At 63.6% G+C, this 12,668-nt stretch carries 15 protein-coding genes; 6 read left to right on the plus strand and 9 right to left on the minus strand.

The window, feature by feature from the left end:
* Positions 1–20 precede the first annotated feature (20 nt).
* Both HU218_RS14375 and rraA read left to right on the plus strand, forming a co-directional pair.
* A complete protein-coding gene (locus HU218_RS14375) occupies positions 21–1,514 on the plus strand; it encodes a DegQ family serine endoprotease (protein WP_174875631.1) in 1,494 nt (497 codons plus the stop codon).
* Between the two features lie 66 nt (positions 1,515–1,580).
* Positions 1,581–2,060: a ribonuclease E activity regulator RraA gene (gene rraA / locus HU218_RS14380; RefSeq protein WP_174875632.1), complete on the plus strand. Its 480-nt coding sequence runs from the start codon at positions 1,581–1,583 to the stop codon at positions 2,058–2,060.
* Between the two features lie 32 nt (positions 2,061–2,092).
* On the opposite strand, the gene HU218_RS14385 is transcribed toward rraA, so the two are convergent.
* The 7 genes from HU218_RS14385 to pcnB form a co-directional block, all read right to left on the minus strand.
* Entirely contained in the window at positions 2,093–2,494 is a 402-nt protein-coding gene (locus tag HU218_RS14385; RefSeq protein WP_246211234.1) for a GFA family protein, read from the minus strand.
* A gap of 243 nt (positions 2,495–2,737) precedes the next feature.
* Positions 2,738–3,118: an aspartate 1-decarboxylase gene (panD, locus tag HU218_RS14390; protein ID WP_174875633.1), complete on the minus strand. Its 381-nt coding sequence runs from the start codon at positions 3,116–3,118 to the stop codon at positions 2,738–2,740.
* Positions 3,119–3,139: 21 nt separating this feature from the next.
* Positions 3,140–3,973, minus strand: a complete 834-nt coding sequence (panC, locus tag HU218_RS14395) for a pantoate--beta-alanine ligase (protein ID WP_174875634.1) — start codon at positions 3,971–3,973, stop codon at positions 3,140–3,142.
* Positions 3,974–3,980: 7 nt separating this feature from the next.
* Positions 3,981–4,772, minus strand: coding sequence for a 3-methyl-2-oxobutanoate hydroxymethyltransferase (gene panB, locus HU218_RS14400; protein ID WP_174875635.1), 792 nt, complete (start codon positions 4,770–4,772; stop codon positions 3,981–3,983).
* A gap of 66 nt (positions 4,773–4,838) precedes the next feature.
* A complete protein-coding gene (locus HU218_RS14405; RefSeq protein WP_174875636.1) occupies positions 4,839–5,477 on the minus strand; it encodes a deoxynucleoside kinase in 639 nt (212 codons plus the stop codon).
* Positions 5,478–5,500: 23 nt separating this feature from the next.
* Entirely contained in the window at positions 5,501–5,980 is a 480-nt protein-coding gene (folK, locus tag HU218_RS14410; RefSeq protein WP_174875637.1) for a 2-amino-4-hydroxy-6-hydroxymethyldihydropteridine diphosphokinase, read from the minus strand.
* The gene (gene pcnB / locus HU218_RS14415; RefSeq protein ID WP_174875638.1) at positions 5,977–7,341 is read right to left on the minus strand and encodes a polynucleotide adenylyltransferase PcnB; all 1,365 of its coding nucleotides are present in this window, start codon (positions 7,339–7,341) and stop codon (positions 5,977–5,979) included. The genes folK and pcnB overlap by 4 nt, the downstream gene beginning before the upstream one ends.
* 373 nt (positions 7,342–7,714) lie before the next feature.
* Between pcnB and HU218_RS14420 the strand changes: the two genes are divergently transcribed.
* The 3 genes from HU218_RS14420 (at position 7,715) to murB (ending at position 10,517) form a co-directional block, all read left to right on the plus strand.
* Positions 7,715–8,008: a hypothetical protein gene (locus HU218_RS14420; RefSeq protein ID WP_174875639.1), complete on the plus strand. Its 294-nt coding sequence runs from the start codon at positions 7,715–7,717 to the stop codon at positions 8,006–8,008.
* A gap of 92 nt (positions 8,009–8,100) precedes the next feature.
* On the plus strand, positions 8,101–9,480 hold the full coding sequence (locus HU218_RS14425) for an MATE family efflux transporter (protein WP_174875640.1): 1,380 nt from the start codon (positions 8,101–8,103) through the stop codon (positions 9,478–9,480).
* Between the two features lie 8 nt (positions 9,481–9,488).
* The gene (murB, locus tag HU218_RS14430; RefSeq protein ID WP_174875641.1) at positions 9,489–10,517 is read left to right on the plus strand and encodes a UDP-N-acetylmuramate dehydrogenase; all 1,029 of its coding nucleotides are present in this window, start codon (positions 9,489–9,491) and stop codon (positions 10,515–10,517) included.
* 63 nt (positions 10,518–10,580) lie between these two features.
* On the opposite strand, the gene HU218_RS14435 is transcribed toward murB, so the two are convergent.
* Positions 10,581–10,961, minus strand: a complete 381-nt coding sequence (locus tag HU218_RS14435) for an MAPEG family protein (protein WP_174875642.1) — start codon at positions 10,959–10,961, stop codon at positions 10,581–10,583.
* Positions 10,962–10,987: 26 nt separating this feature from the next.
* Positions 10,988–11,650 carry an energy-coupling factor ABC transporter permease gene (locus tag HU218_RS14440; protein ID WP_174875643.1) on the minus strand — a complete coding sequence of 221 codons (663 nt, stop codon included), beginning with the start codon at positions 11,648–11,650 and terminating at the stop codon, positions 10,988–10,990.
* A gap of 135 nt (positions 11,651–11,785) precedes the next feature.
* Between HU218_RS14440 and nadC the strand changes: the two genes are divergently transcribed.
* A complete protein-coding gene (gene nadC / locus HU218_RS14445; protein ID WP_174875644.1) occupies positions 11,786–12,628 on the plus strand; it encodes a carboxylating nicotinate-nucleotide diphosphorylase in 843 nt (280 codons plus the stop codon).
* The last annotated feature ends 40 nt before the right edge of the window (positions 12,629–12,668 follow it).

The raw sequence follows: 12,668 nt of genomic DNA on the forward strand, positions 1-12,668 counted from the left end.
TCCACTTCAGTAAAAAAAGGATGTTTCAGGTGAATAGCTATACCCGCGTGGCCATCGCCAGCGCGCTGCTACTGGCCCTGGGGGGCTGCGGCAAGATTGAAGCCCTGTTCAAGGATGACAAGGGCGCACCGGTTGCGGTGCCGGCCAAGGCGGACGGCAGCGTGGCGATGCTGTTGCCCGACTTTACCCAGCTGGTTGAGCGCGAAGGCCCGGCCGTGGTCAACATCCAGGCCGTCCGCGCCGAAACTAGCCGACAAGCCACCCCCAGCAACGATCTGCCATTCCCGGTACCGGAAGATGACCCGTTCTACGAATTCTTCCGTCGCTATATGCCCAACCCCAACCAGCAACAGGAACCGCAACCTTCCGAAAGCGTCTCTTTCGGCTCCGGTTTCATCCTGTCGGCTGACGGCTACATCCTGACCAATGCCCACGTAGTGGCCGGCGGCAACCAGATCAAGGTCATGCTGACCGACAAGCGCGAACTGCGGGCCAAGCTGGTGGGCCTCGACAAGCGTACCGACGTGGCCGTGCTGAAAATCGATGCGGCCAACCTGCCGACTGTCAAAATCGGCCCCCCGTCAGCACTGAAAGTCGGCGAGTGGGTGGCCGCCATCGGCGCCCCGTTCGGCTTCGAGAATACCGTCACCGCCGGCATTGTCTCGGCCAAGGGCCGCAGCCTGCCGGATGAAAGCTATGTGCCGTTCATCCAGACTGACGTGGCGATCAACCCCGGCAACTCCGGCGGTCCGCTGTTCAACCTGCGCGGTGAAGTGGTCGGCATCAATTCCCAGATCTACAGCCGCTCCGGCGGCTTCATGGGGATTTCCTTTGCCATCCCGATCGACATCGCCATGAAGGTCGCCGACCAGCTCAAGAGCAATGGCAAGGTAAGCCGCGGCCAACTCGGCGTTCACATCCAGGAAGTGACCCAGGAACTGGCACAGTCTTTCGGCCTGGATCGTCCGCGCGGTGCGCTGGTCGTACGGGTGGAGCCTAACGGCCCGGCCAGTCGCTCCGGCATCCAGGTCGGCGATATCATCCTGCGCCTGAACGGCCAGACAGTGGAAAGCTCGCGCGACCTGCCGCGCATGGTTGGAGACCAACCCCCGGGCAGCCGCATCAAGCTGGGGGTATGGCGCAAAGGCAACGAGCAGAATGTGGAAGCCACCCTGGCAGAGCTGGCCGCCGAACAGGCCGCATCGGCCAGCGAGCCCGCAACTCCGTCGCAACCGCAAAGCTACCAGTTCGGCAAACTGGGCCTGACCCTGGCCGAACTCACCGCCGACGACAAGCAAACCCTTGGTGTGCGCGGCGGACTGGTGATCCAGAAAGCGCAAGGGCCGGCCGCCCAGGCCGGGCTGACCAACGGCGACGTGATCATTGGCCTTAACCAGACCGAGATCACCAACATTGCTTCGTTCGAGCGGGCACTGTCTGCGGCCAACGGCAATATTGCCTTGCTGGTTCGGCGCCAGGACAGCACGCTGTTCGTTCCCTTACGCATCAACTGAAACACACCGCCCCACGGGGCGGTTTTTTTTCGTCCATCAAAACAAAAGCAACGCAAAGGAGTAACCATGACTTTTCTGACCACGGATTTGTACGACGCCAACGAAGGCAACGTCGCCGTACTGGCACCGATGCTGCAAAGCTACGGCGCACGACCACGTTTTTGCGGCCAGATCGTGACCTTGAAGCTGTTCGAGGACAACACCCTGGTACGCGAGGTGCTGGGCGAACCCGGCAAGGGCAAGGTGCTGGTGGTGGACGGCGGCGGCTCGTTGCGCTGCGCCCTGCTGGGCGACCAGATCGCCGAACTGGCGGTGAAGAACCAGTGGGAAGGCGTGGTCATCCACGGCTGCATCCGTGACTCGGTGGCCATCAATGCCCTGCCGCTGGGTGTCCGCGCGCTGGCAACCAATCCGAAGAAGTCGGTTAAGCGCAATGAAGGCAGCCGGAATCTGACGGTGAACTTTGGTGGCGTGGATTTCGTGCCGGCGCAGTGGCTGTACGCCGACGAAGACGGCGTGCTGGTTTCTGCCACCGCCCTGCTGTAAACCGGCAAGCGGGCCTTGCTGGCCCGCTTGCGTCAGGCACTGCGGTCGTACTGGCGGTGACGACGGTGACCGGCCAGCAGTGGCAGCATGCGTATCCAGCTAAGCATGTCCTGGGTCCAGGTATGATCCTCCGGCGCCACCAGCTCCGGATTTTCCAGCGTTGCCGCGGTCAGATCGATTTCATCCGGCGACGCCTCGTGGCGGTAGCTCAGCGTGGTCCCGCACCGGGGACAGAAGCCACGATCCACCCCCATGGACGAGCGATAGTGCCGGACTTCGCCGCGCCACTCCAACTCCAGCTCGCGCACGGTAAACCAGGTAACAAACGGCGCGCCGCTGGCCAGCCGACACGACAGACAGTGACAATGGGTGACATGGTAAGGCTCACCCCTGATCCGGTAGCGCACGGCACCGCACAGACATCTTCCTTGCATGGCCGGAACTCCCTGTCGAATCAGCTGGTTAGAAAACTATAGCCTGCTTGCCGCCAAAATCCAGAATGTCGCGACGCCTTCCCACATGGCGGCAATGCCAACTGTTGCGATAACCGCCCGATGCGCTGATATCACCCGTTTGGCACGATTCGCACCATGGCAATATCCATCGCCAGCAAGCACTCGGCGGCAAAAAAAAGCCCGGCACTATGGCCGGGCCTTTTGCATACTGGGGAGCAGCACTTATGCCGGTTGCACCGGCGTCGCGCCCTTCAGTTCGGTGATCACGTTTTTCTCGTCCACGAACACCAGCTTCGGCGAGTGGTTGGCCAGCTCGCTATCTTCATAGGCGGCAAACGAGGCGATGATCAGCAAGTCGCCCGGGGCGGCACGGCGTGCGGCCGAGCCGTTTACCGAAATCACGCCGGAGCCACGCTCGGCGCGGATCGCGTAGGTAGCAAAACGCTCGCCGTTGGTCACGTTCCAGATCTGTACTTCTTCGTATTCCTTGATATCGGCGGCTTCCAGCAGGTTTTCGTCGATAGCGCAGGAGCCGATGTAGTGCAGTTCGGCATGGGTGGTGGTGACACGGTGGAGCTTGGATTTCAGCATGGAACGCTGCATGGCGGTCTTCCTCGGCGCGTTTCAGCGCGTTACTTCAATATTGTCAATCAGGCGGGTCTTACCCAGACGGGCTGCGGCCAACACCACCAGGCGCGACTCACCGGCGTGGGCGACCTCCAGGGTATCGGCCTGGCGGATCTCCACGTAGTCCACACGCCAGCCGTTGGCAGCCAGGTCATCGCAGGCGGTCTTTTCCAGGGCGGCATAGTTGCTGTCGCCCGCCTGCAGCGCATCGCGGATTGCCGCCAGGTGGCGGTACAGTCGCGGCGCCTCGGCGCGCTCTTCAGCAGTGAGGTAGCCATTGCGTGACGACAGCGCCAGACCATCGTCGGCACGGCCGGTATCCACCGGTACGATCTCGATCGGCATGTTCAGATCGTCCACCATGGCGCGGATCACGTGCAGTTGCTGGTAATCCTTCTTGCCGAAGCAGGCCACATCCGGTTGCACGATGTTGAACAGCTTGCTCACCACCGTGGCTACGCCGCGGAAGTGTCCAGGACGGAAGGCGCCGCATAGTTCGTTCTGGATATGCGGCGGCTCGACATTGAAATCCTGCTTGATACGCGGGTACAGCTCGCGCTCGTCCGGGAAGAACAGTACGTCTACCCCGGCAGCTTCCAGCTTGGCGCAGTCGGCATCGAAAGTACGCGGATAGGCATCGAAGTCCTCGCCCTGACCGAATTGCAGGCGGTTGACGAAGATACTGACCACCACCTTTTCGGCACGCTGGTGGGCCTCGGCCACCAGCGCCAGATGCCCGGCGTGCAGGTTGCCCATGGTCGGCACAAAGGCGATACGCCCGGCGCTGCGGCGCCAGGCACGGAGCTCGGCAATGCTACGGATAACTTGCATGCAAACCTCAGAAGCAGTGTTCGGGAGCCGGGAAGGTCTTGCCCTTCACCGCGGCAACATAGGCGCTGACCGCGCCCTGGATGCTGTGCGCTTCGGCCATGAAGTTCTTCACGAAGCGGGCTTTCTTGCCCGGGTACACGCCCAGCACGTCGTAGATCACCAGCACCTGGCCGGAGACATCCAGACCGCCACCGATACCGATAGTCGGCACGGCCACCGCCTCGGTGACCGCCTTGGCCAGCGCGGCCGGCACACACTCCATCAGCACCAGACTGGCACCGGCATCGGCCAGTGCGCGGGCATCGGCCAGAATACGCTCGGCATCGGACTCGCTGCGTCCCTGCACCTTGTAGCCGCCAAAAGCGTTGACGAACTGCGGCGTCAGGCCGATGTGCGCGCACACCGGTACACCGCGCTCCACCAGGAAGCGCACGGTATCCGCCATGAAGGCACCGCCTTCGATCTTCACCATGTGGGCCCCGGCCTGCATCAGACGGGCGGCATTGGCAAAAGCCTGCGCCGGGCTTTCCTGGTAGCTGCCGAACGGCATGTCGGCCAGCACCAGCGCCCGCTTGGCACCACGCGCCACGCAGCGGGTGTGGTATTCCATTTCCGGCATCGACACCGGCAGGGTCGAGTCTTCACCCTGCATGACCATGCCCAGCGAATCGCCAACCAGCAGAATGTCTACACCGGCTTCATCCAGCAGGGTGGCAAAACTGGCGTCGTAGCAGGTCAGCATGGCAATTTTCTGACCTTCCGCTGCCATCTGTTGCAGCGTGTTGACGGTGACTTTCATTTTTTTGTGTGTCCTCGTTGCTTCCAGTGGCGAAACGCCGCTTGTGGCTGCGGTCGCGCACCGGGTTCAGAGCCCCTTGTTGAAGTAACTGCGCTGACCACGCATCTCGGTGATGCAGCGCAACAATAGCTCGAAATCTTCGGTACCTTCAACCAGATCGAGGTTGTCGGTATTCACAATCAGCAGCGGCGCCGCCTCGTAACCATGAAAGAAGGCGCTGTACGCCTCGTGCATACGTTGCACATAGCCTTCGGGCATCGGCGGCAATTCGCTGCTGGCAGCCCGTGCGGCCAACCGGCTGGCGACCGTATCGGCCGAGGCCTGCAAATAGATCACCAGATCCGGCACTGGATATTCGGGCAGGAAACGCTGTGCCACACGGCGATACAGTGCCAGCTCGTCGGCATCCAGCGTCTTGCTGGCGAACAGCTCGTCTTTGTCGAACAGGAAATCGGACACCAACGGCGCGGCCAGCAGATCGCCGTGCAACATGCCGTGGGCGGCATCGGCGCGCTGCATCAGGAACGACAACTGGGTGGCCAGCGCATGGTATGGCGGCTGACGGTAGAAGCGCGCCAGAAACGGATTCTGCTCCGCGGCCTCGGCCAGCAGGCGTACCGACCAGTGGTCAGCCAGGCGGCGGGCCAGTTGCGATTTACCGGCGCCGATCGGCCCCTCCACTACCACATAGCGCAAGTGGGACATCAGTTGCTCTCCTGCAAGAAAACTCAATCCAGGCGGATGACTCCGCTGGCGTCAAGGTTGGCCGCAATAGCGCCAGCCGTGCCGTGGGCACCGATCTGCCACTCCGGCGCCATCTGCGCCAGCGGCACCATCACGAAGGCACGCTCGTGCATGCGCGGGTGCGGCAGGGTCAGGAACGCGTCCTGCTGGCTGACACCTTCCACCAGCAGCAGGTCAAGGTCCAGCACGCGCGGTGCATTGCGGAAGGTACGTACGCGGCCAAATTCCTGCTCCAGCTGCAACAGCGCGGCCAATAAATCCGACGGTGTCAGATCGCTCGCCACCTCGCACACCGCATTGATGAAATCAGGCTGGTCGGCGAACCCTACCGGTGCGGTACGGTAGCAGGCCGAGCGGCGCAGCAATTGCACCCCCGGTAAAGCAGAAATGGCGGCCAGCGCCGCCTCGATCTGTGCTGCCGGGTTTTCCAGATTGCTACCCAGCGCGATCACAGCCCGCTTCACGCGTCGCCACCCTCGCTCGGGCGCGCCGGCTTGCGACGGCGACGGCGCTTCTTGCGCTGGGCATCGCTGCCCTCGCCGTCACCCTTGGCCGCAGCCGCCGCTTCGGCAATCAGTGCCTGGCGTTCGGCATGATCGGCGTCCTGGAACTCCGACCACCACTGCACCATCTCCTTGGGCACCTCGCCCACTTCGGCACGCAGGCTATAGAAGTCGAACGCAGCGCGGAAACGCGGCTGCTCCAGGAAACGGAACGGACGGGCTCCGCCACGGCTTTCAAAACGCGGTTGCAGCGACCAGATCTCGCGCATGGTGGCGGAGAAGCGGCGCGGAATAGCGAAATCGTTGTCCTGCAGGGTTTCCACTTCGGCCATCGCCAGCATCAGCGCCGGCAGCGACTTGTCGCCACGCGCGATATGGCTCTGCCAGCGGTTGTTGACCTGCGCCCACAGCAAGGCGGCCAACATGAAACCCACCGATACCGGCTTGTCGGCACGTACGCGCTCGTCGGTATTGGCCAGTGCCAGTTTGAGGAAGGCTTCGCCACCGTCTTCGTCCAGCACCGCGTCCAGCAGCGGGAAGATGCCGCGCGACAGGCCCTCGTCACGCAGCTTCTGCAGGCAGGCATAGGCGTGGCCGGAATGCAGCAGCTTGAGCAGCTCGTCGAACAGCCGCGCCGGCGGCTCGTTCTTCAGCAAGCCTGCGTGCGAGGCAATCGGCTTGCGGGTGTGTTCGTCGATCTCGAAGCCCAGCTTGGCCGCCAGGCGCACCGCACGCAGCATGCGCACCGGGTCTTCCTGGTAGCGGCGTGCCGGCTGGCCGATCATCACCAGCTTTTTGGCGTGCAGGTCTTTTACGCCGTGGTGATAGTCGATGATGGTTTCGTCGGTCGGGTTATAGAACAGCGCATTGACGGTAAAATCGCGGCGCTGTGCATCCTCGGCCTGGCTGCCATAGGTGTTGTCCGCCATAATGCGGCCGCTATCGCTGGTCTTGCCGATGTCGCCGCCGCGGAAGGTGGTTACCTCGATGGTTTCCGGCCCCATCATCACGTGCACGATGCGGAAGCGGCGACCGATGATGCGCGAGCGGCGGAACAGGTGATGCACCTCCTCCGGCGTAGCGCTGGTTGCCACATCGAAATCCTTGGGCGTCACGCCCAACAGCAGGTCGCGTACCGCGCCGCCCACCACATAGGCAGCATGGCCGCCTTCCTGCAGGCGCGACACCACGCGCAGGGCGGCACTACTCAGGCCGTCGCGGCGCACGCCGTGTTGCGCCAGCGACAGTACTCGCGGCTTGGTTTTGCTGGTGGCGCGGTTGCCGGACAAGTCGAAAACGCGACTGAACAATTTGCGGATCATGGGAATGGTATCTGGAGGTAGTAGCTGCGCGGCGCATGCCGTCGTGGACTTGAGCGCGGGATTATAGCCCGATACCGCCCTTCTTCTCCAGCTTCGTGCCAAAGTCATGCTTGACAGCATGCGCGCTCTGCTCTAATTTTCGGGCTTGCGCCGATTTTTGCTGCTTGCGGGCGCCTGATAAATACCAGCTAAGAGCGCACCGCCTAACCCGCTGTTGCCCTTAATTGGTCACAGCGGGTTTTTGCATTGCAGCAGCCAGAAGCGGGCACAAGGTTCATGCGCCGAGTTAATCGACAACTTGCAGGGCGCCATCGAAATTCTGCTAAAGCGTCGCTCGGCTTTTCCGGGCGCGCATCACGCTATGGAGACTGCCATGTACGACTGCCAGGAAGACCGCTACACCGAGTTCAACGCCGCCCCGCACACCGCCACCCCGGCACTGCGCGGCAAGCTCACCGCCCGCGTGCTGGACAGCGCCCACAAAGCCCGCCTCACCGAACTGGCCGCCTACGCCACCGAGCGCCAGCTGGATATTTCCCTGCAGCAAGGCACGCTGGGCATCGACGACCTGACCCTGACCGAAGCCCTCAACATCAACGCCCGCTTCGGCAACGAGCTGATCATCAGCTGCCACCTGCGCTGCGACCCGCCGGCACACTTCGACTAAGGCGACACCGCGTTACAGCCTGCGGCCAACCCTTCATGCCGCCGGCAAAGCTGCGCTTATAATGGCGCTCCTTTAGCCTGCCGGTGTTTTCCATGCTGTTTGAACTGAACCGTAGCCCGTGGCGCAGCCTGCGCCACGAAGCCTTGCTGCTGATCCAGCTGGCGCTGCCGATGATGGTGGCGCAGATCGCCCAGGTCGCCACCGGTTTCGTCGACACCGTGATGGCCGGCCGGGTCAGCACCGATGACCTGGCCGCGGTATCGCTCGGCGCCAGCGTGTTCATCACCGTATACGTCACCCTGATCGGCATTGCTGCAGCGCTGAACCCGATCCTGGCGCAACAGCATGGCCAGGGCGAAACCACCACGCTAGGCGACACCGCGCGACAGGGACTGTGGTTCGGGCTGCTGCTGGGCATTCTCGGCGCCTTGCTGATGCTGGCGGTGCAGCCACTGCTGCGACTGTGGCTGGACCTGCCCGCCACGGTAGAAGACAAGGCGATGCTGTTCATCGACGGTGCGGCCGTCGGCATGCCGGCGGCGATCCTGCATCGCGCACTGGGCGCCTTTGCCTCCAGCCTGGGGCACACCCGTCCGCTGATGGTGGTGAGTGTCACCGGCCTGCTGCTGAACATTCCGCTCAATTACGCGCTGATCCACGGCCTGTTCGGCCTGCCGGCACTGGGTGGCGCCGGTTGCGGCTGGGCCACCGGTGCCGTGTTCATCTTCAACGCCAGCGCGCTGTTCCTGTACATCAAGCATCATCAGGTCTTCCGCCAGTACGGTCTGTGCGGCCGCTTCGTCGCCCCGCAATGGCGGCGCTTCCCCGCCTTCCTCAAGCTGGGGCTTCCCATCGGGCTGTCGTTCTTTGTGGAAGTGAGCCTGTTTTCCTTTATCGCCTTGCTGGTTGCCAAGCTCGGCACCACCGTGGTGGCCACCCACCAGACGGTGATCAACTTTTCCAGCGTGATCTACATGATTCCGCAAAGCATCGGCACCGCTGCCACCATCCGCGTCGGCCAGAGCGTGGGCGCCGGCGATTACCGCCAGGCGCGACTGGTGTGCGGCGTCAGCCTGGCAGTGGGGCTGGCACTGGCCTGTGTCACCATGCTGTGGGTATTGCTGGATCGCCACGACATCATGCGGCTGTATAGCGCCGACCCGGCGGTTATCGCCCTCGGCGCGTCGCTGATGCTGTTTGCCGCCTTCTACCAACTGACCGACGCGATGCAGACCATCGCCTCCAGCGCCCTGCGCGGCTACAAGATCACCAGCATCCCGATGCTGATCCATATCGTGTCGTTCTGGGGCTTCGGTCTGCTGCTAGGCGCGTGGCTGGGGCTGGGCACACCACAGATGGGAGTACACGGATTCTGGGCGGCACTGGTGATCAGCCTGAGCACCGCCGGCCTGCTGCTGGTAAGCTACCTGTCGCGTGTCAGCCGCCAGCGGCTGCACCGTCAAACTGCGTGAAAGACCGAATGAATCCCGTAATCCATCCCAATTATCCGCTACGCGAACTCAACACCTTCGGCATGCCGGTGCATGCGGCCAACTTCTGCGTGCTGGCAGACCTCGCCGAGCTGCCAGCCCTGCTGGCCAGCGCTGCGTTCCGCCACGGCCCGGTGCTGTGGCTGGGCGGAGGCAGCAACCTGCTGTTTACCCGTGACTATCCGGGTCTGGTCATCAAGGTCGCGCTCAAGGGCATCCGTGTGCTGGCCGATGATGGCGACAACGTACTGGTCGAGGCCGCCGCCGGCGAAAACTGGCACGATTTTGTGCAATACACCCTGACCCAGGGCTGGAGCGGACTGGAAAACCTCAGCCTGATCCCGGGCACCGTCGGTGCCAGCCCGATCCAGAACATCGGCGCCTACGGCGTGGAGGTAAAAGACCACCTGGCGCAGGTGGTCTGTGCCGACCTGCAGCAAGCCGGCCGCGAAGTAGTGCTGGACAATGCCGACTGTCACTTCGCCTATCGCGACAGCGTGTTCAAGCAGGCGCTGGCCGGCCGCCTGCTGGTAACGGCGGTGCGCTTCCGCCTGCAGCGCAGCTTCCGGCCGCGCATCGGCTATGGCGACATCCAGCAGCAACTGCAGGCCATGGGGGCCGGCGACGCGCCCAGCGCACAGCAGGTCAGCGCCGCGGTGATCGCCATCCGCCAGAGCAAACTGCCGAACCCGGCCGAGCTTGGCAATGCCGGCAGCTTCTTCAAGAATCCGGTCGTCAGCCAACGCGAAGCCGGGGCACTGCTGGCACGCTTCCCCGCCCTGCCGCACTACCCGCAGCCGGATGGCAGCGTGAAGCTGGCCGCCGGCTGGCTGATCGATCAGGCCGGCCTGAAAGGCTATCGCGACGGCGATGCCGGTGTGCATGCGCGGCAGGCACTGGTCCTGGTCAACTATGGTCACGCCAGCGGCAGCCAGATGTGGGCACTGGCGCAAAAGGTGCGCGATACGGTGCGCGCACGCTATGGCGTAGAGCTGGAACCCGAACCTATCGTGCTCTGAGCCCACGCCGGAAACAACAACGGCCAATCTGCTACAGGTTGGCCGCATTGTTTCTAGCGGCAGTTACAGCAGATGTGCCGCCAGCAGGAACAGGTACACCACGGTACTGAAGCCCAGCAGCCACAGCAGCGAGCGCAGCGTGGCCTTGTCCGCCACATAGCAGAAGCCGTGCGCCACCCGCGCCAGCAGGAACACCAGTGCCGCGGCATCGATACGCTCCGGTGGCACCTGCTGCAAGGTGGCGATGATGACCCCGGCGGCAAACGGCGTCAGCGCTTCCCAGGCATTCTGCTGCGCCCACTGCGCGCGCTGGCGCCAGCCGGTGAGCTTGTCCAGGTACTGTCTTGGCGCATGATTGTCATAACCGCCGCCGGATTTGGCCACCCCTGCCCACAATATCGGCAGCACCGCGGCAACCAGCACCGCCCAGAACGCAAAGTGCATAGCTCTTCCCCTTTTGTTGTTAACCGCTACTGTCGGTCCAGATAGCGGGCATCATCGAACGTTGCCACCCACTGCGGCCGGTACACGATCAGAATCGCCATCACCAGCCCGCTGGTAAAGGCCTCGGACCAGGCCAGCAGCCCATAGTAGGGCAAGGCATTTTCCAGCAGATGCTCCAGCGGATAGGCGCCGGCCAGCGCCAATGCCGCCAGTCCGCAACAAGCGGCCAGCAACATGCCGCCGGCACCGGCAAGAAACGCGTTCACGAACACATACACGAACACGTTGGCCGCGAGCCGGCGCTGCGCCACCCGCAATAAAAGCGCAGTCAAAGCAACTTGCGGCACCAGACTCAACAGATAGTCCAGCCCCAGTGCCGGCCACTCCAGCTGCCCGCCTGCCGCCAGCCCCAGCAACACCACGGCCAGCGCCGGCAAAGCCAGCGCCGGTCCCATCAGCAAGGTGAACACCGTGCCCCCCAGCAGATGGAAACTCAGCCCCGGCTGCAAGCCGGCACGCCCCAGCCAGAAGCCCAACAGCAGCACGCAGGCGCCCAGCCAGGCATTGACGGCACCGCCTTCCAGCGCGCGCCAGCGCACCTGGGTGAGCGCCACGCCCAGCAACAGCAAAGCCAGGACATCGCCAAGCCACAGCGCCCATTGCGGAAACTGACCGGCCACGAAATTCATGGTTCCCTCGCACGTCGAATACGCGGCCAGCATGCCGCCTGCGGCATGATAACAGCGGCAACACCCCGCCAGCAGGCGCGGCGCGACGGCAATCGCGGTAAAATGCGGCCAACTTATGTTCTGGATGATCGACTCATGTTCACGCTTCCCGCCTTTCACCACATTTCCCGCCTGGTCAGCGATGCACTGGCCGAGGACATCGGCCAGCAGGACTGGACCGCGCTGCTGATCGCCGCCGACAGCCAGGGCAGCGCCCGCGTCATCGCCCGCGAAGATGCGGTGATCTGCGGTATCGCCTGGTTCGACGAAGCGTTCCGCCAGGTGGACAGCCGCTGCGAGGTGCGCTGGCAAGTGGCCGAAGGCGAGCGCGTAGCGGCCGACCAGTGTCTGTGCGAGATCAGCGGCCCGGCGCGTGCCTTGCTGACCGCCGAACGCACCGCACTGAACATGCTGCAAACCCTGTCGGCGGTGGCAACCGAAACCCGTCGCTATGTGGACATTATCGCCGGCACCCGCGCCCGCATCCTCGACACCCGCAAAACCTTGCCCGGCATGCGTCTGGCGCAGAAGTACGCAGTCACCGTCGGTGGCGGCATGAACCAGCGCATCGGCCTGTACGACGGGGTGCTGATCAAGGAAAACCACATCATGGCCGCCGGCAGCATTACCGCCGCCCTGGCCAACGCCCGTGAGCTGGTGCCGGCCGGCGTCAGCCTGCAGGTGGAAGTCGAAAACCTGGCCGAACTGCAGGAAGCGCTGGCCGCCGGCTGCGAGCTGATCCTGCTGGACAATATGTCACTGGACGATATGCGCGAGGCGGTGCGCCTGTCTGCCGGCCGTGCCCAGCTGGAAGCCTCCGGCGGCGTGGAACTGGCCAGCGTGCGCGCCATTGCCGAAACCGGCGTCGATCGCATCTCGATCGGCAAGCTGACCAAGGACGTGCGCGCAGTGGATCTGTCGATGCGCTTTGCCGGCTAAGGTGTGTCTTGCATGGCAAAAGCCGGTGCTAGTGCACCGG

Source organism: Vogesella oryzae (genome assembly GCF_902829295.1).
GTDB lineage: Bacteria > Pseudomonadota > Gammaproteobacteria > Burkholderiales > Chromobacteriaceae > Vogesella > Vogesella oryzae.